We start from the raw sequence: 25490 nt of genomic DNA on the forward strand, positions 1-25490 counted from the left end.
GCGGATGCGGTCCCATCCACGCTCCATGGCTGGGCCCGGCCAGGGAAACGGACGACGGACCAAGGCAAGTGTCTGACTTCCGCCTTCGCGAAGGCGGCTACAGTTGCGGGCACAGCGCCGGCTTCTCACCGGCTTCCTTCTTGGCCGGCGGCCGTAACCGCCGGACCTCGATCCGGCCCGCTGGCTAGGGTCCGGCGATCAGCCTTGTCAAGAAGCGCTGCGTCCCTTAAGTGCCCGCGACACTCCCGGCAGCTGGTCGGAAACCAGCGCCATTCCAAGGAACTTAGACATGAAATCCGGTACCCATCCCGATTATCACACGATCACCGTTCAGATGACGGACGGAACGACCTTCCAGACGCGCTCCACCTGGGGCAAGGAAGGCGACACGCTCCACCTCGAGATCGATCCGACCTCGCACCCGGCATGGACCGGTGGCTCGCAGCGGATGCTCGACGCGGGCGGCCAGGTTGCGCGCTTCAACAAGCGCTTCGGCGGACTGACCCTCGGCAAGAAGTAAGCGGGCACCCCACCTGCTTCCGTTTCATGACTCGGCACACCGTTTTCGGTCCGCCCCGCGGATCGAAACGGAGCGCCTTGTGCTGCGCGACTTCGAGCTGCGCGACCTCGATTATTTCCTGAGCTTTTTCGAGAACGCCGACGCCAGCCAGCACGTGGGCGGGCCGAGCGGTACGGAAGACACCTGGCGCCGAATGCTTGCCGGCGCCGGGCTATGGCAACTGACCGGCATAGGCATGTGGGCAGTTGCCGAGCGAAATGGCGGTCCGGCAATTGGCCACGTCGGCTTTTTCGACTTCCTTCGCGGTTCTGAGCCCTCAATCGCCGGTGAAGCCGAAATGGGATGGATTCTTGCCCCGTCCGCTCACGGCAAGGGCTACGCGCGGGAAGCTTGCGAGGGGATACTCAACTGGTTCGATGCGCAGTTCGGCAAGCGGGCGATCTGGGCCCTCATCTCCCCAGGCAACGACCCCTCGATGAAGCTCGCATCCAAGCTCGGTTTCATACGGCAGCCCGACGGAACCTATCGAGAAAAGCCGCAGACCATCTGGCTGCGCCCGGCCTGATTTTCACCAGCCACCGCCGCCACCGCCGCCACTGCCGCCACCGGACGAACCCCCTCCGCCCGAGCCACTGCTCGATCCAGGTGCAGTGGACGCTGAGCTGATGGTGCTCGCGAGCGAGGAACCGACGTCATCGGCGAAGCGCCCGGGATCCGACCACGGATTGCCGGAGCCGGAATACCATCCGAAGCCTTGCTGACCGCCTTGGGCCGCAGCCGCCGCGAGGACGCCGGCAAACCGGTCAGCCCAACGATTCTCCACTCCCAGCGCGATCGCGTAGGGGAGATAGCGCTCGAAAATCTCCGGAGTGTCCTCGGGCGGGTGCATGCGGTCGAAGCGCTCGCGCTCCGTGACTGAGAGATACTGCTTGAAACCGGCGATTCGGTCGAGAACGGCGCGGCCTTGTCTGGTAGGCGCGGCGATCCACCAGAAGGCGCTGACGACCACGGGCAGAGCGAGCGCGGGCAGGAACATCGGGAAGAGCCAGCCGCTCTCAAGTGCTTCGCCCATGATAGGCAAGCCAAAGGCGAAGGCTACGGCCGCCGCGATGAAAGAGCAGAGGATCAACAGCCATTTCATGGCCATTTGAAACCCGGGCGCGAGGACCAGAAGGACTGCCGCGAGCGCCAGAGATCCGACGGCGAAACCGACCTGCCAAATCCTGCCCGTATCCGTGACGGCAACCACTGCCGCGGCGGGCAACCACACCGCCGCGGCGAAGAGGAGAACGCCGGCACCTGCCCATCCCCAGTTGCGGAGGAACAGCTTGCCTTCGTATTTCTCCTTCAGGACATCCCGCAAGCTGCTGAGTGCAGACGAGAACTTCTCGTGGTTCTTCTGCTCCATCATGATCGCCTCGCCCGTTCCGGCGAGCTCGCGCAGCGCGGCCTCTTCCTCGGGCGGGAGGGCGGTCTCGCTCGAAAGGCGATCGAGCCGCGTCTTGTCGCTGGAGAACCAGCCGCCTTCTTCCTCGGATAGCTTGATATGGCCGCGCACGCCCATGTCCACGAGCGCGGCCGCGAAGGCGCGGTTGTCGGCGCCCATTTTCGTGATGTAGCGCATGCCCGCCGGTGAAAGCTCATCGGGTGGTGAGAAGATCGGGACGATCGTCCCGGCTCGCGGATTCCGGCCTGCCCGAAGCCAGGCGTAGAAATAGAAGCCGATGATGCCGATCAGAGCCGCGAGGCCGACAAACGGCGGACCATAGTCGGTCAGCCACCAGGCCGACGGATTGGCCTGGGCGGCATCGGCGACGATCCCCTTGGGAAAGGCAACGGCGACGGTCAGGCCTTCATTGGCCTGCAGCGGCTGCGTCGTCTGGAAGGTGATGTCTCCGGGCTTTTCCTCAACGACCCGGGCGTTGCCCGACGTGGAGCCCTGGGGGCCGCTGTAAACCGCGCGCTGACCGTACGCCGCAGGCTGCGGCAAGCGGATGCGTGCTTCGGCAATGTCGATCGGGAAGATCCAGCCGCTGCCAGTCGCGTTCCAGTAAATCTCGTCATAGTCTTTGAAATGCCCGACCTGGCGCGTGGTGCGGTAGTGGAGTACGTAGCGATGCTCGCCAACCGGCACGATCTTGTCGGGATCGCCGATCTTGATGCGAATGCCGTTGGCATGCGCGCCCGTGCTCGCCGGTACGGGCTTTCCGTCCAGCGTGGCGCCTTTGAAGGTGAAGCCGACGTTGACGCGGCTCCCGTTTCGGCCGCGATAGCGTGTCGGAAAGTCGCGATAGATGCCGTGGTTGATCCGCTCGTTCTCGGCGCGGATGTCGATGGTCTCGGTGACCTCGAGCGACGCGTCCGGCTGGATCCGAACATCGTTCCAGAAATGCGAGATCCGCTCCTCCGCCTGCGCGGCGGCAGGCGTGAGAAGGAGGGCCAGGAAGGGGAGGGCGCGAAGCGCGCTCTTCACTTTAGGCAGCCGGACGGGCGAACGACACCTTCGGAGCACTTTGGATGGCGGGATCGTCGTCCTGGTAGAACGGCTCCTCCGTGAAGCCCATCGGACGCGCGATCAGCACCGGTGGGAAGCTCTGGATGGTCGAGTTCAGGTCGCGGACCGTCGCGTTGTAATAGCGTCGCGCGCTCTGCAGCTCGCCCTCAATGTTCGCGAGCTGATCCTGGAGCTGCAGGAAGTTCGTATTGGCCTTGAGCTCGGGATAGGCCTCGGCGACCGCGAACAGGCGGCTCAGCAGCCCGGTCATGTGCGCATCAGCCGCAGCAGTAGCCTCGACGCTGCCGGCGCTCGTCGCTTCCGCGCGCCGGGCAGTGACCTCGTCGAAGACTTCGCGCTCGTGCGTCGCGTAGCCCTGCACGCTCTCGACAAGGTTCGGGATGAGGTCGGCGCGGCGGCGCAACTGGACGGTGATTCCGCTGAACGCTTCCTTCGCCAAGGCCCGAAGGCGAACCAGCCGATTGTAGATGCCCACCGCCAACACCAGCAGCAGAACGACCGCTGCCAGGATGATCCAGACGCCGATTCCCATGGAAGTGCCCCCTTACTGTCCCCGTGGAGACCATAAGGGGGAAGGCACGTCTGTGCTAGAAGGCAGGGATCCCCGTGATCGCGCGGCCCAGGATGAGCGCATGGACATCGTGCGTCCCCTCGTAGGTGTTCACGGTCTCAAGATTGGCCGCATGCCGGATGACCTGGAATTCCGCACTGATGCCGTTGCCGCCGTGCATGTCGCGCGCGACCCGAGCGATATCGAGCGCCTTGCCGCAATTGTTGCGCTTCAGGAGGCTGATCGTCTCCGGGATCAACGTGCCTTCCTCGAGCCGGCGGCCGACGCGAAGGGCGGCCTGCAGGCCGAGCGTGATCTCGGTCACCATATTCGCCAGCTTCAGCTGCACCAACTGGTTGGCGGCGAGCGGCTTGCCGAACTGCTTTCGGTCGAGCGTGTACTGACGCGATGCCGCGTAGCAGGCCTCGGCGGCGCCCATTGACCCCCAGCCGATACCGTATCGGGCGCGGTTAAGGCAGCCGAACGGCCCCTTGAGGCCCTCGACGTTGGGAAGCAGCGCGTCCTCGCCGACTTCCACATTGTCCATCACGATTTCGCCGGTGATGGAGGCGCGGAGCGACAGCTTTTCCTTGATCTTGGGAGCGCTAAGGCCCGGCATGCCCTTTTCGAGCACGAAACCGCGGATCTTGCCGCCGTGCGCGTCCGATTTCGCCCAGACGACAAACACGTCGGCGATGGGGGAATTGGTGATCCACATCTTGGTGCCCGTCAGTCGGTAACCGTTCGCGGTCTTCTCCGCGCGGGTACGCATGCTGCCCGGATCGGAGCCTGAGTCCGGCTCCGTCAGGCCGAAGCAGCCGACGAACTCGCCCCGCGCGAGCTTCGGAAGATACTTCCGGCGCTGCTCCTCGGAGCCGTATGCATAAATCGGGTACATCACGAGGCTCGATTGCACCGAGCAGGCGGAGCGGTAACCGCTGTCCACTCGCTCCACCGCGCGGGCGATCAGGCCATAGCTGACGTAGCCGAGGCCGGCTCCGCCATATTCTTCGGGCACGGTCGCACCGAGCAGGCCGAGCTCGCCCATTTCGCTCATGATCTCGCGGTCGAAGCGCTCTTCGAGATAGGCGCTGGTCACCCGCGGCTGGAGGTTCTCCTGCGCGTAATTTTCCGCAGTATCGCGGACGAGGCGTTCCTCCTCAGTGAGCTGATGCTCAAGGTCGTACGGATCCGCCCAGTCGAACGGCAGGATGGCGGGCTCATGAGAGTGAGCGTCCGCCTTGAGTGAAGTGGCCACGGGATGTTCCCTGCGATGGAAGAGGTCGCGGGCTCCTTACCCCTCTCAGTTCTTGCTGGCCACCCCACTGCTGCTCCCGCCGCCGAAGCTCTGCTTTAGGGTGAGGCCGACACTGATGTGACGGTTGCGCTCGCGCAACTCGTGAACGATGTCCTCCGGCGTCGCCCGGTTAGGGGAGAACAGGATGCGCTCGCGGTTGCCGCTCGTCTCGAAAGCATTGTCCACATTGAAGCTAATCGCAGTGCGAGCAGTCGGACGATATTCAACGAAAGCAGTGCCATAGGGGCCGCCGTTGAAGTTCGTATCGAACTCGTCGGTTCGGTAGAAGGTGAAGCGCTGGTTGTCGCCGACGTTGAAGCCGTAGGACCATTTCCCGATGTCACGGCGGACGTCGACGTTCCACTGCCAGGCGGGGAAAAAGCCGCTGAACTTGCGCGGATCACCGGTGATGGGGTCGTCGACCCGCGTCCGCTGAAGCGTCCCGTCGAACTTGATACGGAGGCCGTTCCAGATCCGCGACAGCGGCGCGTCGAGGGTGAGCGTCGCGAATGCCCGCTTTCCGGTGCCGATGTTGCCAGGCGCGTCGAAGCAGGTCTCGGGATCCGTCGGATCTTCGGGGTCGCAGATGAGGATCCGGTCCTGGAGCATGGTGATGAGGTCGTAGCCGAGATCGAGCTTGACCAGGCCGTCGCCCAGGATCGGGTGCTCGGCCATCGCGCGGAACTCCCACGTGCGCTGGGGTTGCAAATTCTCATTGCCGGCATTGACCCGATCAGTTGATAGCTCTGCGACGCTTATGAAATCGTAGAAGTCGAGCTGGGCGACGACGCGGCGGATCGAGACACGCGTGTGCCATTTTCCGCCCGGTTTCCAGTCGACTGCGAGGTTCGGCTTCCAGAACTTGAGAGTTCGGTCCGCAAATGCGTCGCCGCGAACTTTTAGGTTCGAGAACTCGTAGTTCATGCCGCCGTCTATGCGCAGGTCGGGCGAGAGGTTCTTGCCCATACTGAAGTAGATCTCGCCGCGCTTCTCCTTCACGGTCGCATCGTCCAGCGGCAGGTTAATCTGCACCCGGTCGCCGTTCTCGTCGAACTCGAACAGGTCCACGGTGCTGTCGAGCGTGTTCAGCGCCGCCTCTGCACCGGCCTCGAAGGAGAAGCCCGCTAGATTCGCACGCGTCCACGTCAGGCGGCCGATCGTCTCGTTCCGATGCGCTTTCACCGTCTGCTCGAAGCCGCCGACGACCATCGCATTGTTCTCGATGAGCCCGTCGCGCTGCAGGTAGGTGTCCATGTCGTCGCGCTTCCGGCGCGTCGCTAGCCCAACGAACTTGAGCGCGCCGCCCGCGAGCGGACGCGTGACGTCACCGCCAAGCTCCAACACCGGATCGCGATACTTCTGGAACAGATTGTCGTCGTGCTGCGGCCCGTCGGCGGGCGTGACGCGATTGTCCTGGGTCAGGTCGAAGCGGCTCGGCTGCCAGCGCGCATTCAGGCGAAACGCGCTGTCGGAGGACTGTTCGAGCGCCCAGCTTCCCGCGAGGAAGGGGTCGCGGTTGAAATAACTGTTGTGCTTGCGCCTGAATTCGACCGGTTCGCCCGTGATCTCGTCGGTCAGCGTGTCCGTGCCTTCCTCGAGCTGCTTGTTACGGCCCGTGCCTGCGGACAGGTTGATAGTGTGCTGCCCCTTGCGAATGAGGGCGGAGCCCTGAAGGTCGGTGTTGATGTAGCCGGTGTAGCGACGCATCGTCGCGGCGGTGAGGTTGGCATCGAAGCCCGAGGCCTCCGACAGGATGACGTTCAAGACCTGGCTTTTGCCCGCGTAATCGGAACCGTAGAGATCGCCGGGCCCGACCTCGACGCGAACGACGCGTTGTGCGGGAATTCGCGAGAGGGTGTCCTGAAGGTTCTCGGCTTTCGAGCTGGGGCGAGCGCCATTGAAGACGACGTTTCCCGCCGTTCCGGAGAAGCCGCGAACGTCGACGGCGCCGAGATCGGATTGCGTCACGCCTAGGTCGAGCTGGAAGCCCGGAACTCGGCGCGCGATATCGAGAGCCGTTCGAGGCGCGAACTGCGAAAAATACGCGGCGTCGTAGGTCGTCGTACGCGATGCCGTTCCGTTCGAAGGCACAGCGGCCGTTGACTGCGGATCGCTTGGGCTAGGTGTTTGCGCGGCAGCGGCCTGCGAAAACGCGACCGCACTCGCGGCAATCCCACCTAACCAAAGCGCACGCGCCATCCAGCAGCCCCTCCTGTTGTGAGAGGGGGAGCTAAGGGACGGGGCACAGACCCGCGATTTGGGTTCGATCAATCGACGAACGGTTCGATGAGCGCTTTTCGTGCACTTACCGGTGGTCGAATGGGGGAATTGAGGACGCGACACTCGGAGCTCCGTGGCTTGAGGAACGCCACGGCCTCGATCGCGCCTGTGAAAGCGCGCGTGGGAGGATCGTCAATTCTTCGTCAAAAGTGATTTGGGATCGCCGACCCACGCTTCGTTGCTAATCGGCGGGACGCCGGCTTTCCCGCGTTCGGCATTCACAGCCGCACGAACGCGCTCATCGCTAGCCAGGAGACGAGGATCGTCCTTTAGGCCGGCAAGGATCGGGTTGTTGACCAGAGACATGGCCGGGAGGGAGCCGACGGCGACCGGATTGCCGCGGGTGAGCGCATCCAGACGGTTCAGCGCATCGTCATTGCGGCCCCTCAGCGCTGCGAAAGAGATCAGGTCGAGCTCGCGCTGGATATGCCCAACGCCGCGGGGAGGGAGCTTCGCGGAGGCCTTCTCCGCAGCCACAAGAACCGCATTTGCGTCGGCGTCGCGTCCGACGGTCCGAAGAGCCAGCACCGTGTCGGGCGTGTAAATCAGCGCGGGATCGATCGCACCGAAACGAATGAACGGTACCGCCTGGTCATAGAGTCGCACGACGACGTCCGAGCGGCCGGAAGCGATAAGGAGCTTCTCGGTGTTCCAGAGCGTCGCTCTTTCCCAATAGTCCCGGCCCAGGCCCTCGGCCCTTTTCGCAAGCTCAACCCAGTTCCCGGTCAGTGCCGCATGGGCAATGGGCTCCGACGACATCAGCTCCGCCGCTTCGCGGTTCTCACCCAGCAGGGATAGAGGCGAAGCCAGCCAGAACTTCATGATCCGTTCCTGCGGATAGGCGGCATAAAGCGCGCGCGCGTAGCGGAGGTTGTCGGCGGCTCGGCTCTCGTCGTTGGCCATCGAACGCAGCAGCTGCAGCTTGCCCCGCTGATCGCTGCTCAGCGCCAGGAAGCGGCGAGCGACCTCGTTCGCTTCGGCGTCCCGCCCGATGAAATGCAGCTGGCCGGTCAGATGCTCGTAATTGATACCCCAGAGTGGATCGATCTCGATCGCTCGGCGATACTCTGCAATCGCCTCGTCGTAGCGGTTGAGCAGCCAGAGCGACTGGGCGAGCCATCGGTGGTACTCCGAGCGCTGCGGGCTGAGCGCGACGGCCTTCTGATAATAAGGCGTTGCCCGCTTATCGTAGAGATAGAGGAAGCCAAGCGCCGCGTAGGCGTCTCCGAGGTTCGGATCGAGTGCGATCGCCTTGCGTGCCAGCGTCTCGGCTTCCGCCCGCGCCTGCCGGAAAGGCAGGGTCCCGTACGACGTCGGATGGTCCGAGCGCAGGATCAGGACCTGGGATAGCTCGGCGTAGGCGGGCGCATAATTCGGGTCGAGCCGGATCGCCTCCCTGAGCAACCGGTCGGCCTCCTTGAGAGTGACCTCCCGGCGATCACGCAGCAGCTGCCGTGCGGCGAGGTAGCGGTCGTAGACTTCCGGCGTGGTCGTCTGGTTGACGGACGACCCGAACGAGCGGGACAGGCGTGATGCCACCGTGGAGGCAATCTCGCTCTGGACCGCGAAGATGTCGCCCAGCTTTCGCTCGTATTTCTCGGACCACATCTGCGCGCCGTCTGAAACACGCGTGAGGGTCACAATAACGAGCACACGATCGCCCGCTGTCTGAACGCTCCCGTCGAGCAGGTGCGAGATGCCGAGCTTCTGGGCAGCCTCGAGCGAATTCGGCCGCCCCGCTATTTCTGCTGCCGAGACGCGACCGATCACTCGGACGCTTCGTTCGTGCGAGAGCAGGTTCAGGATCTCGTCCGATACGCCCGACGCAAAATATCCCTGCGTCCGCTGTCCGGCCTCATGGAAAGGCAGGACCGCCACGCTGGGATTGGCTGCCGCGGCCCCGCCGCGCCAGTAGACAAGTGCCGCCCCGGCAAGGAGGAGCGCGAGGGCAGCAACACACGCAAGGATGACGCGGCGCGATATTCGGCCGCCGACAGCAACCGGCCGTTGCTCGAGCCCTTTAGGCGCCTCGACGCGACCCGGCGCTTCGCTGAGCAGTGCCCGTGTTTCAGGCGCCGGCTCCAGTCCAAGCTCCTCGAGAAGTTTCTGCTCCAGCCGGCCGACCCGTCGGTGCGCGGCTGCACGATCGCCAGTCGCAAGATCGGCCCTGGCGCCGACGCGCACCGCCCGTTCGTCTATCGGGTCCATCCGCTCGAGGCAGTCCGCGATCCGGCGAGCCGAGGCCGCATCGCCGCTTGAAAGGGCGATCTCTGCCTGCTCCGCTCCTCGCTGGACGATAAGCGTCACGATCCGGCTGCGTTCTTCACGCAGCCATTCGTCGAGCTCCGGTGTGACGTCATCCAGGTCAGACAGGACAGGCCAGCCGGCCTCCTGCAGAGCGTCGGCGAAGTCCGCCGGCTGCCCCTTGGCGACCAGGTCTTCGATCTCGCCCAAATCCGTCGAAAGCCTCTTCGGGCCGATGGCAACGAAGCCGCGCTCTACCGTCAGGAATCCGGCAGTTCCGAGATCGCGGAGCTCGTAGAGCGCCTGGCGCAGGCTGGCCTTCGCCTGCTCCTCGCCGCGATCGCCCCAAAGGAGGTCGGCTAGGCGGCCCCGCGGCACGGGCCCTTTGGCAAGAGCGACGATCGCGAGCAGGGCGCGCGTCTTGCGTGGCTTCGGCGTGAGATCCTCTCCCGCACGGCCAAACAGCCGCAGCGGACCGAGCAGCGAGAGCGACGCCTCGCTGGCCCACAAATTGTGGCGGCTCTTCCCCTCGTCAGCCATCAGGTGTGCTGGATAGCTAAAACAGCTGGGATTAGCGAGGCGAACCTAGCGCGAAGACGTGCAAAGAGATTTCACTGTTGTAAGATCACTCGGTGAACTTGCGGGTTCATCAAGTGCACCGCGTGAACTGCCGTACGGAAAATCGGGGGAACGCGATGTCCTTGGCCGCCCGAGTTGCGAAACTACGTGAGCTTGCGAACGACGACTCGCCACGACTGCGCAGAATTCTTCATCAGCCGCAGTTCACGCGGAAGGAAGTGATCGAGGTCACCGGCGTCGCAGAGCACCAGCTTCACAACTGGGTTTCCCGAAGGTGGATCACTCTTTCTGGCGAGCAGCATCCGGGGAAGGGTAGGAGGCGCCTTTACACGGGCCAGGATGCGATCAGCATCGCTTTCGGCCTTCAGCTTCAGCCATTCGGCATGATGCAAGTGGCGAATCGCTTGTCACATGCTCGTCACATGTCCAAGCGCGCATCCAGCATCCTGCTCGACAGGACGTTCCAGTGGGGCAGGGCGATCGCAATCATGCCTTCACCGGAAGAGGGGAAGTGGCTCTACGTGCCCTTTGGTCCAGGTACTGCGAGAGAGGGGCACGACTTTCGCGCCGCAGTGATCCTCGATATCGACCGGCTCATCCTAGAAACGCTGGAGCGGCTTGCGATCGTCGTTCAGGGTGGAGGTTTGACGCCGCTCACACCCGAAATGCAGAAAGAGAACGCGGGCAATGGCAAGGCGAAGTGGAGCGAAGAATTGCTCGACGACGACGAGGGAGACGAATATCTCGTCTCAACTTCGGCAACCAAGCCACGAGAACAACGGTATTTTTAGGAAAATGGCGGATGGGGTGGGATTCGAACCCACGGTGGGCTTGCACCCACGGCGGTTTTCAAGACCGCTGCCTTAAACCACTCGGCCACCCATCCAACGTTCAGATTTGACCGCTATCGCGGCTCGCGACGGGACGTGCAAGGCTCGGGGTGAGCCCGGATGGTCTTCATCAACGTTTGTTCTGTAGCCTCGCGTATTGGAGGAGCTTGGTGTTGCGAATTTGGGGTGCAGGGGCTGCGGCGATCTTGGCCGGCATTGGGGCAGGGAGTGCAAATGCCCAGGTCGATCCTCTCGCGCCAATGGCGCAACCGGCCGCCGCGACTTACGCGCAATATGCCGCTCCCACGAGCTTCGAAGGCTACAAGTATCAGCTGATGGCACGAGCGCGACGCGAAGGCGTCCGCGAATCGACGATCCAGGCTTACGTGCCGCCGATCAGCCTCAACCGGCGCGTGATGGAGCTCGATCGCTCCCAGCCGGGCGGACCCCCGAACAGCAGCTACATCCCGCCATTCTCGCCCTATCGGCGGCAGCATGTGACGGCCGACCTCATTCGCCGCGGTCAGGCACGCTACACGTCCACGTACAGCAGCCTGAACCGCATCCAGGCGCGCTATGGGGTCGATCCGGGGGTCCTGTTGGCGATCTACGGCCACGAGACGAGCTTCGGTGCCGTCACCGGCGGCTTTGACCTGCTCGAAGCTCTGGCGAGCCTTGCCTACGAAGGCCGCCGCCGCGAGATGTTCGAGAGCGAGTTTGTTTCCGCGCTCAAGCTCATCGACCTCGGTGTTCCGCGCTGGCGCTTGAAAGGCAGCTATGCGGGAGCGACCGGATATCCGCAGTTCATGCCATCGGTCGTCGTTCGCCTTCGTGCGGACGGCGACGGCGACGGTTACGCCGACATCTGGGGGAGCGAGGCGGACGGTTTGGCCTCCATCGCCAATTATCTTCGCAACGCGGGATGGAAGCCCGGTCTGACCTGGGGCGTCGTGGTGCGGGTACCATCGACGCTCAATCGCGCGGCCATCCGCTCAACCCTGCAGGCTCCGCGCTGCCAACGCGTCTACGCGCGGCACAGCCGCTGGCTGACGGTCGGTCAGTGGCGCGCGCTTGGCGTGGTCCCGGTGCAGAGCGGGCTGACGGACAGGGACGTCGCAACGTTGATGGAGCCTGACGGTCCCGACGGCGGCGGTTTCCTTCTGACGAACAATTACCGCGCGATTCTCGATTACAATTGCTCGAATTTCTACGCCCTGTCCGTCGGCTTGCTCGCAAACGCGATTACGCGTCGCTAAGCCTCTCGCGCCCGGCGCGGACCGTCGATAGACAGGCAGTTCAATTCCTCAGCAGGGTCGCATCCGATTCGATGAAACGCGTCATTCTCTTCGCTTCCGCCGCCGCCGTTCTCGCCACCACCACAGCCGCCCCTGCGGCCGCGCCGCCGTTCGAAACGCCGGCTCGGGTCGCGTACCTGATCGACCTCTCGTCGGGAGCCGTGCTGCTGTCCAAGAATGCGGACGTCCGCATGCCGCCGGCCTCGATGGCGAAGATGATGACGACCAATGTCGCCTTCGAGCTCGTGAAAAAGGGCGACCTAAGCCTCGACAAAAAGTGCACCGTGCGCCCGGAGACCTGGCAGAAGTGGCACGGTCCTCAGGCGGGCTCGACCATGTTCCTGAGCCCCAATGAGCAGGTCAGCGTCGATGAGCTGCTCAAGGGCATTATCACTTTGTCGGGCAATGACGCCTCGGTCGTGCTGGCCGAATGTATCGCCGGCACCGAGGAGGCCTTCGCAAACGTCATGAACGACAATGCGAAGCGTCTCGGCCTCACGAATAGCCATTTTGGCAATTCCAACGGCTGGCCGGACGAGGGCAAGACCTATGTCAGCGCCCGCGATCTCGCCACGCTTGCTCGAGCGGAGATCGAAAACTATCCGGACCTGTACAAGAAATATTACAGCCTCACCGAATACACCCACGGTCAGACGCTGGGATCGGGCGCTGCAATCACCCAGGCCAACCGCAACCCGCTGCTCGGCCGCGTTCCCGGCGCGGACGGCTTGAAGACCGGTCATACTGATGAAGCGGGCTACGGCTTCACCGGCTCCGCTGAGCAGAACGGCCGCCGCCTCATCATGGTCGTCGCCGGTCTCGACAGCTTCAATCAGCGCATCGAGGAGTCGGTGCGGCTCATGCAGTGGGGCTTCAACGCCTGGCAGTCGAAGCCGCTTTTCAAGTCCGGCACGAACGTCGGCTCGGCCAAGGTGCAGATGGGCAGCAGCAGCGAGGTGCCGCTCGTAGCACCCCGAGATCTTGCTCTGACGATTCCCGCTGGGGTGCTTTCCAAGACCGGCGCGATGAAGATCCGCTACCAGGGTCCGGTCAAGGCGCCGATCACCAAGGGGCAGCACATTGCCGACCTCGTCGTGACGATGCCGGACGGCGAGCAGGTCATGCCGCTCGTCGCGGGTGAAGCCGTCGGCGAGGCAGGCTTCTTCACGCGTGTCTGGATCGGCCTCAAGCAGCTGTTCGGGATGGCGTGAGCGCCGAACCGCGCTTCATCACGCTTGAGGGCGGTGAGGGGGTCGGCAAGTCGACCCAGCTCAAGAACCTCCACTCTGCCTTGGCTGCACGTGGGATCCATTGCGAGATCACGCGTGAGCCCGGCGGAAGCGAGGGCGCCGAGTCAATTCGCTCTCTCCTGCTCGATGGTGATGATTCGCGCTGGTCGGCCGAGGCGGAAGCTCTGCTGTTCGCCGCCGCACGCGCCGACCACGTCGAAAAGACGATCCGCCCCGCTCTTGAGCAGGGACACTGGGTCCTTAGCGACCGGTTCCTCGACTCTTCGCTTGCCTACCAGGGCGGAGCGCTAGGCCTCGGGATCGAGCGGGTGAGAGATATCTATCGCTTCGCCTGTGGTGACTTTCTTCCCGATCGCACGCTCGTGCTTGCCCTGGCGGAAGGGGGTGCGCGCGCCCGTGCTCGCGACAATGAGGGAAGCGACCGGATTGGCGGGCGGCCCGAAGGCTATCACCAGAAGGTAGACCTGGCGTTTCGCCTGATCGCCGCGGAAGAGCCCGATCGCGTTCGCATTGTCGATGGTTCGGGAACCCCTGAAGAAGTCACCCAGCGCCTCTTCGATAATCTGTCGGACCTGTTCTGATGTTCGTCGGACAGGATCGGGCGGTCGAGCAATTTTCCGAGGCGTGGAAGCGCGGGACCCTGCATCACGCCTGGCTGCTCGCCGGCCCGAAGGGCGTCGGGAAAGCCACGTTTGCTCGCGAAGCGGCCACCCGGGTGCTGGCGGACGCCGCGGGGCCCGCGGTCGACGCGCCGGGTCTCGCAACGCCTGAGGAGCATCGCATCGCCAAGCTGGTGGAGGCGGGTAGCCATCCCGACCTTCGCTGGCTTGAGCGTCTCGTGAACACCAAAACCGAGAACCTCGCTCGGAACATCACAGTCGATCAGGTGCGCTCGCTGAGCGATTTGTTCGATCTGACGCCTGCCCTGTCGGATTGGCGCGTGGTCGTCATCGATTCCATTGACGATCTTGAGAAGTCCGCGGCAAACGCACTCTTAAAGATGCTTGAGGAGCCGCCGGCCAACTGTCTCTTCCTGCTCGTGACCCACGCTCCGGGCCGCTTGCTCCCGACGATCCGCTCCCGCTGTAGACGGCTGGATTTCCAGACGCTTAGCGATGACGCCATGGCGTCAATTCTGGCGCAGCACGTCGAACTCAGCGATCGCGAACGCAACCAGGTTATCGCTGCTGCCGGGGGTTCGGCGGGGCGGGCCTTGGCGCTGGCGCAATTGAACCTGATCGGCCTGGAAGAAGCGGCTGTCGCCATCCTGAGGGAGGGCGATCCCACCAATCGTCGCCGCTCCGGCCTCGCGTCGGAGCTCGGCAAACGTGGGGCAGGCGACCGCTACGCGGCATTTCTGGAGATGCTGCCGTCGGTGGTCGCGCGAGAGGCTCGCAGCTTAAGCGGAGCGTCGCGCCAGCGTGCCGTCGAGGCTTATGCGAAGGCCCGCGAGCTAACGGCCGTCGCGCCGCGTCTTTCGCTCGATCCTGCGTCCACCGTGTTCCAGCTCGGCGGATTCCTTGCCTCGGTTGCCGCGCCGCTTCCTTGAAGCGCCAAACCGCCGCCGCTAGGGCGGGGGCATGGGCGAGCCGTTCTACATCACCACCGCAATCAGCTACCCGAACGGGAAGCCCCACATCGGTCACGCCTATGAGGCGATTGCCGCGGATGTGATCGCACGCTTCCGGCGCTCGCAAGGGCGAGACGTCCGTTTCCAGACCGGCACGGACGAGCATGGGCTGAAGATGGCGCAGACCGCCCGCGCCGAAGGTGTCGAGCCCCGCGCCTTCGCAGACAAAATGTCGCGGCTTTTCCAAGAGATGTGCGACATTCTTAACGTCTCTTACGACCGGTTCATCCGGACCTCGCAGCCCGATCACTACCGGGCGAGCCAGGCGATCTGGACGGCGATGGAGGAGAGGGGAGACCTCTATCTCGGCCGCTACGAGGGTTGGTACTCGGTTCGAGACGAAGCCTATTACGAGCCCGAGGAGCTGACCGAGCCCGAAGACGGGACGAAACTCTCGCCTCAAGGCACGCCGGTTCAGTGGACAGTCGAGGAAAGCTGGTTCTTCCGCCTGTCGAATTATCAGCAGCCGCTGCTCGACCTGTACGTGTCCAACCCGGACTTCATTCAGCCAGAGAGCCGCCGCAACGAGGTCGTTCGCTTCGTGGAGGGCGGTCTCAAGGACCTTAGCATCTCGCGCACCAGCTTCGACTGGGGCGTGCCGGCGCCGGCCAGCGACAATCATGTGATGTACGTCTGGCTCGACGCGCTGACCAACTACATCACGGGTCTCGGGTATCCTGACAAAACGGAGCTCTGGGAACGCTATTGGCCCGCCGATATCCATCTGATCGGCAAGGATGTGGTCCGCTTCCACGCGGTCTACTGGCCGGCGTTCCTGATGTCCGCGGGTATCGAGCTTCCGAAGATGGTCTACGGGCATGGCTTCCTGCTGAGCCGCGGTGAGAAAATGTCGAAGAGCGTCGGCAATGTCGTCGACCCACTCTCGCTCGCGGAGACCTTCGGCGTGGACCAGCTTCGTTACTTCCTCATGCGTGAGGTCACGTTCGGGCAGGACGGCAGCTATAGTGCAGAAGCGATCGTCAATCGCGTGAACGCTGAGCTTGCCAACAGCTTCGGCAACCTCGCCCAGCGTAGCCTGTCGATGATCTTCAAGAATCTCGACGGCGTTCTTCCGCCACCGGGTGAGGCCGCGGAGGACAAGGAATTGCTGGAGCGCGTCGCCGCTGCCTGTTCCGAACTCGACCAGCGCTTCGGCGAATATGCGTTCTCTGCAGGCCTGGAGGCCTGGATGGGCGCCGTGTTCGCCTGCAACGCCTACATTGACGCACAGGCACCCTGGACGCTGCGGAAGACGGATCCCGAGCGGATGGCGGCGGTGCTGGGCACGCTAGTGGCAGCCGTGCGGCGATTGGCCGAGGCCGTGGTCCCCGTCATCCCTGACTCAGCCGAGAAGCTTCTTGCGGTGATCGCGAGCGGAGACGGCGGGCAGCCGATCGCCCAGCCGCAGCCGCTGTTCCCGCGCCTGGAACTCTCGGAGGATGCGGAGGCAGCGGCGTGAAGCTGATCGATAGCCACTGCCACCTCAACTACGCGGGCTTGGCCGAGCGCCAGGACGAGGTCCTCGCCAATGCGCGGGCGAGGGGAGTCGCCGGTTTCCTCAATATCTCCACCCGAAGGAGCGAGTGGGATGACGTTCTTGGCGCGGCAGAGCGTAACCAGGACGTCTGGGCGACCGTAGGCGTTCACCCGCACGAAGCGGATGCGCACCCGGATCTCGGCTCGGCCGCGCTCATCGAGGCCGCATCACATTCGCGTGTGATCGGAATTGGCGAGTGCGGGCTCGACTATCACTACGACAAGAGCGACCGCGCCGCTCAGCGAGAGCGGTTAGAGGCACATATCGATGCCGCCCGCCAGACTGGACTGCCGCTGATCGTTCACACTCGAGACGCAGAGGACGATACGGCGGAGATTCTCGGCCGCGCCGTGCGGGAAGGGGGCGTCACCGGCGTGCTCCACTGCTTTACGGGTACGGCGGGTCTTGCTCGGAAGGCGCTCGATTTCGGCTTCTACATCTCTCTCTCGGGCATCGTGACGTTCAAGAACGCCAGGGACCTTCAGGACACCGCCAAGTGGGTGCCTGCCGACCGCATGCTGGTCGAAACGGATTCGCCATTCCTGGCACCGGTCCCGCACCGCGGCCAGACCTGCGAGCCGGCATTTGTGGCCGATACGGCGAACTTTGTAGCCGGTCTTCGCGAGGAAGAGCCTCTCGCCCTCGCTGAAGCTACGACCGCCAACTTCTTCCGGCTGTTTTCCCGGGCCGCTGCGTGAAGATTCGAATTCTCGGGTGCGGGACGTCATTCGGTGTCCCGCGCATCGGGAATGATTGGGGCGAATGCGATCCGAACGAGCCGCGCAATCGTCGCACGCGCTCATCGATCCTGATCGAGAGCGACGGCGAAAGGCTGCTCGTCGACTGTGGACCAGATCTTCGAGAACAGTTGCTGGCCGCAGAGATCGGCAAGTTGGACGGCGTGATCGTCACCCACGACCATGCCGACCATTGCCACGGTATCGACGAGCTACGCGCCATCGAGCAGCGTCGGGGAGAGCCCGTTCCGCTTCATGCGCGTGCCCAGGTTCTAGAAAGCCTGCAGAAGCGCTTCAGCTACATCTTCAGCAGCCGGGCCATTTATCGCACCGTCGCCGAAGCGGTCGAGCTGGCGGCCATGCTCGACCTCGGCAAGGCGCAGCTTCGCTTCGTCGACCAGCCCCACGGCGGCATCACGTCCGTGGGCATGCGCATCGAAGAAGAGGGGCGATCGGCTGTTTACGCCATCGATTTCAGCGACCTCACGGACGAAATGAGGAGCCTGTACGAAGGCGCGGACGTGTGGATCAGCGACTGCCTGAGCCGGCGTCCTCATCCGACGCACGCGCATCTCGATGCCGTGCTTGGCTGGGCGCGAGAGATGAACGTCGGGCAGCTCTACCTGTCACACCTCAACAACAGCATGGACTATCGCTCTCTCTTGGCGGAGCTTCCGGACTGGGCCGCGCCTGCGCATGACGGCCTGGAGATCGTGCTTTCATGAACGACAACGGGCCGTACATCCTCTTCTATCTGGTCGCGGTCGTCTTCCTCGTGAGTTCCTTCATCGGAAGGCGGGAGCCGTTGGGCAAAACGATGAAGTTGCTGCTGGCCTGGTTGGCAATTTTCGCCGTCGTCTTTGCTCTGTTCGCTTTCCGGAGCGAGTTCACCAGCTTCGGTCAGCGGCTGCGAGCCGAAGCGACCGGCAATCCGATCGCCGAGGGCAAGATCATCCGTATCCCGATCAGCGAGGACGGACATTTCTGGGTCGACGCCAAGCTCAACGGTCAGTCCGTGCGTTTTATGGTCGATAGCGGAGCAACGATCACGACGGTGTCACGCAGGACTGCCCAAGCTGCCGGTATGGACATGGACGGCTTCCCAGCGGTCGTGAGCACCGCCAATGGTTCGGCCCGCGTGAAGCAGAGCTCCGCAGACCGGTTCGAAGTGGCCTCGATAGAGCGCAGCGACTTCCCAATCGACGTAAACGAGCAGGATGACCTGAACCTGCTTGGCATGAACTTCCTGAGGTCGCTGAGCAGCTGGCGTGTCGAGGGCAATTATCTGGTGCTGCAGCCGTGACGAACAGCCTGATGCTGGGCGGCGTCTATCTTCTGATGGCGATGATGCTCGTGCTCGGCTCACTCATGGCCCGGCGGGAGCCGTTCGCGCGCGCTTTGACCATGGCGCTCGCCTGGATCGCCATTTTCGCCGGCGGGTTCGTGCTGTTCACGTTTCGCGACGATCTCGGATACGTCGCGCAGCGCCTTCGTGCCGAAGCTACGGGCCAGCCCGTGGTACAGGGCCGCGAGATCCGCATCCCGATGGCCATCGACGGGCATTTTTGGGTCGACGGCCGCTTGAACGGCAAGGAGGTCAAGTTTCTCATCGACAGCGGCGCGACGATGACGACCGTCGGACGCGACACGGCGGCGAGGGTCGGAATGCCGGTCAGCCCGACGCGCAATCAGATCGTGCGCACCGGCAACGGCTTTATCCGCGTCGCAACTGGAACGGCGCACACGCTGCAGGTGGGCTCAATCGAGCGAAATAATATTCCGATGCACGTTGCGGACGGCGACGATCTCAATGTTCTTGGAATGAACTTCCTGTCGTCGCTTCAGCGTTGGGGCGTCGAGGGGAGATGGCTGATCCTGGTGCCATGACTATGACAAAACTTTACATAATACATATTATCATACTTGCGCGCCGATCGTCGGAGTCGACGCGTATTGCGCTACCACCTTCACCAATGCGGATTTGCTTTATGCGGAGCTGTTCGGCCTCCTAACGGCATCCGGTGCCTCTCCGCGGTGCATGTTGGGGCCAAAGGTCCCTCACTATGGCCGAAACCTGTTGTTGATGGATCCGACCGGCCACCGGCTTGTGCAAGTCCGCTCACCGGGATCCAACCCGCATCCCTTTGTCGAGTGCAAAGGCGAAACCTCGGCGCTTATCGCCAGCTACCTCCGGCAAGCTCACGACCACCGCCCATCACGCATCGACATCGCGCGGGATATGCGTGCACCTGGCCTGTTCCAGCGCCTGCATCGACTATCCAAACGGATCGCCAAGAAGCACGGCGTTCGTTGGGAGCCGACAGGCGATTGGCTTACACCGGACGCCGGCCGCACGATCTACGTCGGATCGCGGCATTCTCAGACCTTCATCCGCATCTACGAAAAGGGTCTCAAATACGCGCACGATCTCGGAATTCCTCTGACCGACGAACTTCGGGAATGGGTCCGCGTCGAGGTAGAGTACAAGCCGCAAAACCCTCGCTCGAAAAGCATTGCGCGCTGCATCACACCGGATGCAATATGGGGAACCGCGCAGTGGCTTCAGCATTTCGCGGCAGAGGCGTTTTCCATGAACGTGCAGCGCATCAACATCAGCCAACGCCGCGAGAGCGACCGCGACCGCGCTTTGCGCGCCGCCTGCACGCAGTATCAGCGCCATCTTCAATCTCTTTTCGACGATTGCGGTCACGATCCGGCGCAGTTCGGCACTGCCCTGATCAGACTCGCTAACTTGGCAGGTGGCGAAGCGGCTCAGGCCGCCTGAACCTCTTGGGCCTAACGGCCCGTCAGCCTCACCAGCCAAAAAATGTCAGAATAGACGTTACTATAATACCCGTCGGCCTCGGATTCCGACGCAGCCACACCCCGATAATGTCGCGAGCTATGAGGCGTATCGAAAGCTTTATCCTGCGAAGATCGATGTTCGGGCTCTCCTACGACAAAGGATTGCCGAGCTGCGATCTGCGCTTAGCCGCATCAGTCCCTACAGCTGGTTCGGTTGGGATAATCTTTGGCAAGAGACGATCTGCCGAATAGCCACCGCGCGAAGGCAGAGTGCGTCCTGCCCAATTACTAGCGAAACGCTCGGCGAACTTGACCGAGTTATGGAACGGGTACGGAAAGAGTTGGACGACACTCGCCCCTGCTAACCAGTGTTGACGTTCGCAGAGTGTCTATTCTGACGCTTTGATGCTGGTAGAGTAACGGCATGGACAGCTCGTCGAATTCCAGCGCCAACAAAGCTCTCGAGTGGGGCATATTGGGCGTCATTGTGGTGGGAATGATTATCTCCACCGCTGCTCTGTACCTGATGATATTGACGATAGTTGGCAGCGCCATCGCTTTGGCCGCCACCTTCCTCGGAGACACGTTAGCCGCGAGCATACACCAACATGGCGTGCGCCCATCGGTGCAGGTCAGCTATCTTCAGCTCATTATCTACGCTTCGGCGCCAGAAATCATCGTGGTCACCTTGACGTTGGCAAGCCTCGGCAAAGACAAGCGGGAGCTACTACGAGTTGCTGTCGACCAAGGCAGTGATTGGCTCGTAAGGTTCGGAGAGCTGCTCCTCCTCGCATGCGTGTTCCAGTACGCCGCTCAAAAGATACAGTTTTGGGCTATCCAAGCTCTGGCGTTCCTAATGTTCTTATGTCTCGCCTGGCACGCGATGAAGCCCATTTGGGCGCTGGCTCGCTGGCCCGACACACAGGCACCCGCCAAGAAGCGGAACCGGGTGCTTATGCTCGCCTCGTTCGCGTTTATCATTGCGCTGACTTTCATCACATTCCTTTCGCTCAACTCCGGCCTAACGGCCCTGATCGATGCGGGAGTCGTTAGCCCCTAGTGGCAGGAATGGGTGGAAAGCTGCCACTAGCATTTCCAGCAGGTTCTTCGCATCGTGGTTTCATGATGAGGCCGGCGACGGGCTGATGGGCACTGAGAGCTCGCTGGCAATCCTGCTCTTGCTGCTGCCTTGGATTCTGTTTCTAGGCATTGGCGGCTATGTCGTTGTGCTGACTATCCGCTTATTGAGCGGCGACGACGAGGAAGCGCCCTAGACTTCTGGCAATGTGTCGAAAGCGGCATTGCTCTCTACCTTTTAGGCCGCTCCAGAAACCTGAAGAACTTGGGCGGGTGCAGGTGCAGCGAAAGCATTGAGGCCGGTAACAAGGTGAGCGTCATGAAGGCGAAGAGCGAAAGCGCCCAGCCGCCTTTCGGTTCAAAGACCAAGTTCGCGATGAACCCTGCCGCGAACATCAGCATGAGTAGCCATCGCGCAATTTGGAGGCGTCGCCGTGACATGATCTGTGAGAATGGCCGCGACGCCCAATGTCCGCAATGGGTGGAAAGCTGCCACTACGGAGCAACCATCTCGTTCTGGCAAACCGGGCACTTGTCGATGACAGAGACGTCCCAGAACCGCAGTAGCTTCAGGCGCTGGTTTACCCGCTGGTCCCTGAATGATGTGCCGCAATGCGTGCACTTGAGCGTCAGCAGGTACCCTACGGCTATGAACGCCGGAACCACTACAAGTTGGCTACGCGTAACAAGGTAGCCGAGCAAAATTACGAATGACGATGCCTGCGCAGTTACAAGAGCAGACTTGGCTAGCACTCGTCTCATCCTTTAAGCGTAGCTGCCATTCCAATGTCCGCAATCGGTCGAAAGCTGACGCAACTTCAGACCTCGATCATTACCTCGGTCACGCCATGCTGGGCGGCCCAACTTAGCGCCTCCATCTCTGCCTGATCGGCGTTCTCAAACTCAGGGTCACTTCCGCCAAAGACCGCGCGGCCATCAATCTCAATCGCGCCAGACCACGCGTAAAGGCCACATGCGCTTCGATGGACCGCAAGTCGGTCAGCTGTGTCGGGAGCTTCATCCTTGCCGACACGCACGATCTTGATCGCCAACCTGGCCTCCCTCGCAATCAGCCATGCTACATCGGAATGCCTAATGGCAGAAATGGGTCGAAAGCTGCCACTAGCCCGTTCCTGCTTCGATGGGTGGCACGAGGGTCGCGGAGCGACCGCCCGGACCGAGTGACTGCCCTTCTCGTCTGCACCCCCTGCCAAGCCAGCAACATAGCCATTGCACCACCCGTCCGGTGTGTTACACCTTAGGCTCTTAGGAACACCGGCTCGAAGTGAGGCATCGCCTGCAAATGCCAACGCGTAAACCCCGTGTGAACGTCGTCGTCACCGAGGAACAACACGCGCTCCTCTTCGAGCTAGCGCGCCTTGATCCCGCCTCCGTGCCGTCGGCCTCGGCCTTCCTGCGCACTATGCTTGATCAGGTGACGCCCCTCCTTCGTAAAACAGTGCCGCTTATGCGCGCCGCTGCGGAGGAGCTGGACATGCATCGTAGCGATGCACGCGAGAAACTGCGCGGTCCGCTCGCGGAACTCCTACGGGAAATGGATCAGCTGGATTTGTTGGACGCGGCACCTGGCGCGCCCGAACCGCAGCGCAGCGAGGACGGACGCGCCAAGCGCCGCGCACCGCGCAAATGACGTACACAGCTACCGAGGTAGGCGGAGCCGACCCCCATACTCTAATAGGGGGGTCTACCCCCCCCGAGGGGGCTCATCTCGCCCCAGCTATTGAGAGAGGTAGTACATATTATCATACTTCCGGATATGAGAGACGCATCGCTTTCCGGAGACCCCAGGTGACCCTGGATCGGCTGGTTGCCATCATGAAGCGGCTTCGCGACCCCAAGACCGGTTGCGAATGGGACAGCGTGCAGACCTTCTCGACGATCGCGCCGTACACGATCGAGGAAGCCTATGAGGTGGCCGACGCGATCGCGCGCGACGACATGGACGCGCTCGCGGATGAGCTTGGCGATCTGCAGCTCCAGGTCGTCTTTCACTCGCGCATGGCCGAAGAAGCCGGCAAGTTTACGCTCGAAGATGTCCTCGATCGCATCTGCGACAAGATGGAACGACGCCACCCGCACATCTTCGGCGATGCGGAGCATGGCGGCCATCATCTGTGGGAAATCATCAAGGCCGAGGAACGCTCGGCCAACCCGGACAAGAGCGCATTGGCCGGTGTGGCGTTGGCGCTGCCGGCCCTGGAACGTGCAGCGAAGCTTCAACGACGGGCAGCCCGCGTTGGCTTCGACTGGCCAAATGCGACGGGCCCACGCGCGAAGATCGACGAGGAACTGGCCGAACTGGAGCGAGAAAGCGATCACCCACGGATGCTGGAAGAGATGGGAGACCTTCTTTTCGCCGTCGTGAACCTCGCACGGCATCTTAACATTGAACCCGAAGCCGCTCTGCGTGAGGCCAATCGAAAGTTCGAGCGGCGTTTCCGCACCATCGAGCAGGCGCCCGGCTTCGCAGACCTGTCTCTCGAGGAAAAAGAACAGCTTTGGCAGCAGGCCAAGGCCGCTCAGGCGGACTCGGTCGCCTGAAAACGCGCCCAATTGTCGGGCGACAGGCGCACGGAAAGCTCTAGCTGGTCTCCATCCATACGCTGCTCGATCACCTCGCCGCGGGAATGGAGCCAGGCCAGCCGGCTTCCTTCGGCAGGGTTCAGGCGGATGCGATGAATTTCGGTGCCGCGCTGAAGAACCTGGGCAACCCGCTCGCGCAGGTGATCCACGCCCCAGCCCGTTATCGCTGAGATCGGCACGACATTTTCTCGTCTATCGGCCTCCGCCAGCAGCGCCTGCCGCTCATCGTCCTTGAGAAGATCGATCTTATTCCAGGCTTCGAGACGCTGCGGCCCCTCGCCCTCGTCAATCCCGAGCGATTTCAGCACGTCTTCAACGTCTTCGGCCTGCGCGTCCCGATCCGGATGCGCCATGTCGCGCACGTGGATCAGCACGTCGGCCGACGCGACCTCCTCCAGGGTAGCTCGGAATGCAGCGATCAACTCCGTCGGCAGGTCGGAAACGAACCCAACCGTGTCGGACAGGATCGCCTTGTCGAAGCCCGGAATCCGCACGTTGCGCATCGTCGGGTCGAGCGTGGCGAACAGCATGTCCTCGGCAAGTACGCCATCGCCCGTCAGATAATTGAAAAGCGTCGACTTCCCAGCGTTCGTGTATCCGACTAGCGCAATGACCGGCCACGGAGCGCGCTGCCTTCGGCCGCGATGCAGTGCGCGGGTGCGCTTTACTTGCTCCAGTTCGCGCCGAATGCGGGCCATCCGGTCGCGGATGAGCCGACGGTCGGCCTCGATCTGCGTTTCACCAGGACCTCCGAGGAAGCCGAAACCGCCGCGCTGCCGTTCGAGGTGGGTCCAGGTCCTGACCAGGCGTCCCGCCTGATAGTCCAGATGGGCCAGCTCGACCTGCAGCCGCCCTTCCGCGGTGGCTGCGCGTTCGCCGAAAATCTCTAGGATCAGGCTGGTCCGGTCGATGACCTTCGCCTTGACCTCTTCTTCCAGCGACTTCTGCTGGACCGGCGTCAGCTGCGCATCGACGATGAGAAGCCCCGCTTCATTCTCGCGCGCGGCCTCGGCGATCTCCTCCACCTGACCCTTTCCGAGCAAGGTCGCAGGCCGGATTTGGCGCAGGCGAAAGGCGCGTTTCGCGATGACATCGAGACCGATCGCCCTCGCCAATCCCTCGGCCTCGTCCAGTCGAGCCTCTGTCGAGCGGCGTGCGCCCTCCCCTACTCTCTCGGGGACGACGACGAGCGCCCGTTCGCCGCGAGTGACGTCATTGTTCGGATCGTAGAAGGTCACGCGTCTTCCTCATGGGGTCCGCCGCCTTCCCCCAGATCGAGGGCGTGCGGCGGTTGCAGCGTCGAAATCGCATGCTTGTAGACGAGTTGAAGCTGCTCATCGCGCTCGAGGATCACGCAGAACTGATCGAAGCCTGCCACATGACCCTGCAGCATCACGCCGTTTACCAGGAAGAGCGTCATCGCCGCCTGCTCGCGAGCAGCTGCCGCGAGAAACACGTCCTGCAGGCCTGCGCGGGAACCGCCTGGCGCAGGTGCAGCAAAATCCTTCACCACATCGAGCGGTGGGCGCTGCGGCATGATGGTGGAGATCGCATGCTTGTAGATGAGCTGGGAGGATGAATCGCGGCGCAGCAGCATGGAAAAGGCGTCAAACCAGGTAATTACGCCCTGAAGCTTCACGCCCTTCACAAGAAACACCGTCGCCGGCGACTTCGATTTGCGAACGCTGTTCAGGAATTGGTCCTGCAGGCTTAGCGGCTTGTCCGGCATGCTTCTCCCGG

The 25490-nt window shown here is 62.8% G+C and carries 25 protein-coding genes, 1 tRNA gene and 1 riboswitch; of the genes, 16 read left to right on the top strand and 10 right to left on the bottom strand.

Annotation, left to right across the window (positions count from 1 at the left end; translation table 11 throughout):
* Positions 1 to 46 precede the first annotated feature (46 nt).
* A riboswitch (cobalamin riboswitch) is annotated at positions 47 to 185 on the bottom strand.
* Positions 186 to 289: 104 nt separating this feature from the next.
* Positions 290 to 520, top strand: coding sequence for a 50S ribosomal protein L31 (gene rpmE, locus LZ016_RS04500; protein WP_241446117.1), 231 nt, complete (start codon positions 290 to 292; stop codon positions 518 to 520).
* 79 nt (positions 521 to 599) lie between these two features.
* A complete protein-coding gene (locus LZ016_RS04505; RefSeq protein WP_241446119.1) occupies positions 600 to 1085 on the top strand; it encodes a GNAT family N-acetyltransferase in 486 nt (161 codons plus the stop codon).
* Between the two features lie 3 nt (positions 1086 to 1088).
* Here LZ016_RS04505 and LZ016_RS04510 read toward each other — a convergent pair whose 3' ends face one another.
* The 5 genes from LZ016_RS04510 to LZ016_RS04530 all read right to left on the bottom strand — a co-directional run bounded on the left by LZ016_RS04510 (position 1089) and on the right by LZ016_RS04530 (position 9946).
* The gene (locus tag LZ016_RS04510) at positions 1089 to 2993 is read right to left on the bottom strand and encodes a DUF2207 domain-containing protein (protein WP_241446121.1); all 1905 of its coding nucleotides are present in this window, start codon (positions 2991 to 2993) and stop codon (positions 1089 to 1091) included.
* A 1-nt stretch (position 2994) separates the two neighbouring features.
* Positions 2995 to 3567, bottom strand: coding sequence for a LemA family protein (locus tag LZ016_RS04515; protein ID WP_241446123.1), 573 nt, complete (start codon positions 3565 to 3567; stop codon positions 2995 to 2997).
* A gap of 55 nt (positions 3568 to 3622) precedes the next feature.
* A complete protein-coding gene (locus tag LZ016_RS04520) occupies positions 3623 to 4798 on the bottom strand; it encodes an acyl-CoA dehydrogenase (RefSeq protein ID WP_436286357.1) in 1176 nt (391 codons plus the stop codon).
* 90 nt (positions 4799 to 4888) lie between these two features.
* The gene (locus tag LZ016_RS04525) at positions 4889 to 7081 is read right to left on the bottom strand and encodes a TonB-dependent receptor plug domain-containing protein (protein WP_241446126.1); all 2193 of its coding nucleotides are present in this window, start codon (positions 7079 to 7081) and stop codon (positions 4889 to 4891) included.
* 213 nt (positions 7082 to 7294) lie between these two features.
* A complete protein-coding gene (locus LZ016_RS04530; protein WP_241446128.1) occupies positions 7295 to 9946 on the bottom strand; it encodes a BTAD domain-containing putative transcriptional regulator in 2652 nt (883 codons plus the stop codon).
* 155 nt (positions 9947 to 10101) lie between these two features.
* Between LZ016_RS04530 and LZ016_RS04535 the strand changes: the two genes are divergently transcribed.
* Positions 10102 to 10776: a hypothetical protein gene (locus tag LZ016_RS04535; RefSeq protein WP_241446130.1), complete on the top strand. Its 675-nt coding sequence runs from the start codon at positions 10102 to 10104 to the stop codon at positions 10774 to 10776.
* 5 nt (positions 10777 to 10781) lie between these two features.
* Here LZ016_RS04535 and LZ016_RS04540 read toward each other — a convergent pair.
* A tRNA-Ser gene (locus tag LZ016_RS04540) sits at positions 10782 to 10871 on the bottom strand.
* A 117-nt stretch (positions 10872 to 10988) separates the two neighbouring features.
* On the opposite strand from LZ016_RS04540, the gene LZ016_RS04545 reads away from it, so the two are divergent.
* From LZ016_RS04545 to LZ016_RS04595, 11 genes are all read left to right on the top strand, one after another.
* Complete coding sequence (locus LZ016_RS04545; RefSeq protein ID WP_277622649.1) at positions 10989 to 12071, top strand: lytic murein transglycosylase; 1083 nt, start codon at positions 10989 to 10991, stop codon at positions 12069 to 12071.
* 71 nt (positions 12072 to 12142) lie between these two features.
* Positions 12143 to 13321 (top strand): D-alanyl-D-alanine carboxypeptidase family protein, encoded by a 1179-nt coding sequence (locus tag LZ016_RS04550; protein WP_241446134.1) that lies wholly within the window; start codon positions 12143 to 12145, stop codon positions 13319 to 13321.
* Positions 13318 to 13941 (top strand): dTMP kinase, encoded by a 624-nt coding sequence (gene tmk, locus LZ016_RS04555; RefSeq protein WP_241446136.1) that lies wholly within the window; start codon positions 13318 to 13320, stop codon positions 13939 to 13941. The genes LZ016_RS04550 and tmk overlap by 4 nt, the downstream gene beginning before the upstream one ends.
* Positions 13941 to 14909: a DNA polymerase III subunit delta' gene (locus LZ016_RS04560; protein WP_241446137.1), complete on the top strand. Its 969-nt coding sequence runs from the start codon at positions 13941 to 13943 to the stop codon at positions 14907 to 14909. The genes tmk and LZ016_RS04560 overlap by 1 nt, the downstream gene beginning before the upstream one ends.
* 31 nt (positions 14910 to 14940) lie before the next feature.
* Positions 14941 to 16449 carry a methionine--tRNA ligase gene (gene metG / locus LZ016_RS04565; protein ID WP_241446138.1) on the top strand — a complete coding sequence of 503 codons (1509 nt, stop codon included), beginning with the start codon at positions 14941 to 14943 and terminating at the stop codon, positions 16447 to 16449.
* Positions 16446 to 17225, top strand: a complete 780-nt coding sequence (locus tag LZ016_RS04570; protein ID WP_241446139.1) for a TatD family hydrolase — start codon at positions 16446 to 16448, stop codon at positions 17223 to 17225. The genes metG and LZ016_RS04570 overlap by 4 nt, the downstream gene beginning before the upstream one ends.
* Entirely contained in the window at positions 17222 to 17989 is a 768-nt protein-coding gene (locus LZ016_RS04575; protein ID WP_241446140.1) for an MBL fold metallo-hydrolase, read from the top strand. The genes LZ016_RS04570 and LZ016_RS04575 overlap by 4 nt, the downstream gene beginning before the upstream one ends.
* Complete coding sequence (locus tag LZ016_RS04580) at positions 17986 to 18567, top strand: TIGR02281 family clan AA aspartic protease (RefSeq protein WP_241446141.1); 582 nt, start codon at positions 17986 to 17988, stop codon at positions 18565 to 18567. The genes LZ016_RS04575 and LZ016_RS04580 overlap by 4 nt, the downstream gene beginning before the upstream one ends.
* On the top strand, positions 18564 to 19151 hold the full coding sequence (locus LZ016_RS15645) for a retropepsin-like aspartic protease family protein (RefSeq protein WP_241446142.1): 588 nt from the start codon (positions 18564 to 18566) through the stop codon (positions 19149 to 19151). Before LZ016_RS04580 ends, LZ016_RS15645 begins: the two co-directional genes overlap by 4 nt.
* A gap of 196 nt (positions 19152 to 19347) precedes the next feature.
* Positions 19348 to 20049: a replication initiation factor domain-containing protein gene (locus LZ016_RS04590; RefSeq protein WP_241446144.1), complete on the top strand. Its 702-nt coding sequence runs from the start codon at positions 19348 to 19350 to the stop codon at positions 20047 to 20049.
* Between the two features lie 444 nt (positions 20050 to 20493).
* Positions 20494 to 21129 (top strand): hypothetical protein, encoded by a 636-nt coding sequence (locus LZ016_RS04595; protein WP_241446146.1) that lies wholly within the window; start codon positions 20494 to 20496, stop codon positions 21127 to 21129.
* A gap of 248 nt (positions 21130 to 21377) precedes the next feature.
* Here the strand turns inward: LZ016_RS04595 and LZ016_RS04600 are convergent, their stop codons facing one another.
* Positions 21378 to 21548: a hypothetical protein gene (locus LZ016_RS04600; protein WP_241446147.1), complete on the bottom strand. Its 171-nt coding sequence runs from the start codon at positions 21546 to 21548 to the stop codon at positions 21378 to 21380.
* A 416-nt stretch (positions 21549 to 21964) separates the two neighbouring features.
* Complete coding sequence (locus LZ016_RS04605) at positions 21965 to 22198, bottom strand: hypothetical protein (protein ID WP_241446148.1); 234 nt, start codon at positions 22196 to 22198, stop codon at positions 21965 to 21967.
* 272 nt (positions 22199 to 22470) lie between these two features.
* Between LZ016_RS04605 and LZ016_RS04610 the strand changes: the two genes are divergently transcribed.
* Together LZ016_RS04610 and mazG are read left to right on the top strand one after the other, a co-directional pair.
* On the top strand, positions 22471 to 22797 hold the full coding sequence (locus tag LZ016_RS04610) for a hypothetical protein (RefSeq protein WP_241446149.1): 327 nt from the start codon (positions 22471 to 22473) through the stop codon (positions 22795 to 22797).
* A gap of 164 nt (positions 22798 to 22961) precedes the next feature.
* Positions 22962 to 23708, top strand: a complete 747-nt coding sequence (mazG, locus tag LZ016_RS04615) for a nucleoside triphosphate pyrophosphohydrolase (RefSeq protein ID WP_436286358.1) — start codon at positions 22962 to 22964, stop codon at positions 23706 to 23708.
* Here mazG and hflX read toward each other — a convergent pair.
* Together hflX and hfq are read right to left on the bottom strand one after the other, a co-directional pair.
* Positions 23687 to 24988: a GTPase HflX gene (hflX, locus tag LZ016_RS04620; protein WP_241446150.1), complete on the bottom strand. Its 1302-nt coding sequence runs from the start codon at positions 24986 to 24988 to the stop codon at positions 23687 to 23689. The genes mazG and hflX overlap by 22 nt on opposite strands.
* Positions 24985 to 25479 carry an RNA chaperone Hfq gene (gene hfq / locus LZ016_RS04625; protein WP_241446151.1) on the bottom strand — a complete coding sequence of 165 codons (495 nt, stop codon included), beginning with the start codon at positions 25477 to 25479 and terminating at the stop codon, positions 24985 to 24987. The genes hflX and hfq overlap by 4 nt, the downstream gene beginning before the upstream one ends.
* Positions 25480 to 25490 lie beyond the last annotated feature (11 nt).

The organism is Sphingomonas telluris (assembly GCF_022568775.1).
Classification (GTDB): domain Bacteria; phylum Pseudomonadota; class Alphaproteobacteria; order Sphingomonadales; family Sphingomonadaceae; genus Sphingomicrobium; species Sphingomicrobium telluris.

Coding starts and splice junctions, on each gene's coding strand:
- LZ016_RS04515 (WP_241446123.1), bottom strand. CDS start 3,567: ATGGGAATCGGCGTCTGGATCATCCTGGCAGCGGTCGTTCTGCTGCTG.
- LZ016_RS04535 (WP_241446130.1), top strand. CDS start 10,102: ATGTCCTTGGCCGCCCGAGTTGCGAAACTACGTGAGCTTGCGAACGAC.
- LZ016_RS04590 (WP_241446144.1), top strand. CDS start 19,348: ATGGATCCGACCGGCCACCGGCTTGTGCAAGTCCGCTCACCGGGATCC.
- metG (WP_241446138.1), top strand. CDS start 14,941: ATGGGCGAGCCGTTCTACATCACCACCGCAATCAGCTACCCGAACGGG.
- LZ016_RS04595 (WP_241446146.1), top strand. CDS start 20,494: ATGGACAGCTCGTCGAATTCCAGCGCCAACAAAGCTCTCGAGTGGGGC.
- LZ016_RS04530 (WP_241446128.1), bottom strand. CDS start 9,946: ATGGCTGACGAGGGGAAGAGCCGCCACAATTTGTGGGCCAGCGAGGCG.
- rpmE (WP_241446117.1), top strand. CDS start 290: ATGAAATCCGGTACCCATCCCGATTATCACACGATCACCGTTCAGATG.
- hfq (WP_241446151.1), bottom strand. CDS start 25,479: ATGCCGGACAAGCCGCTAAGCCTGCAGGACCAATTCCTGAACAGCGTT.
- LZ016_RS04580 (WP_241446141.1), top strand. CDS start 17,986: ATGAACGACAACGGGCCGTACATCCTCTTCTATCTGGTCGCGGTCGTC.
- LZ016_RS04525 (WP_241446126.1), bottom strand. CDS start 7,081: ATGGCGCGTGCGCTTTGGTTAGGTGGGATTGCCGCGAGTGCGGTCGCG.
- LZ016_RS04560 (WP_241446137.1), top strand. CDS start 13,941: ATGTTCGTCGGACAGGATCGGGCGGTCGAGCAATTTTCCGAGGCGTGG.
- LZ016_RS04550 (WP_241446134.1), top strand. CDS start 12,143: ATGAAACGCGTCATTCTCTTCGCTTCCGCCGCCGCCGTTCTCGCCACC.
- LZ016_RS04600 (WP_241446147.1), bottom strand. CDS start 21,548: ATGCTGATGTTCGCGGCAGGGTTCATCGCGAACTTGGTCTTTGAACCG.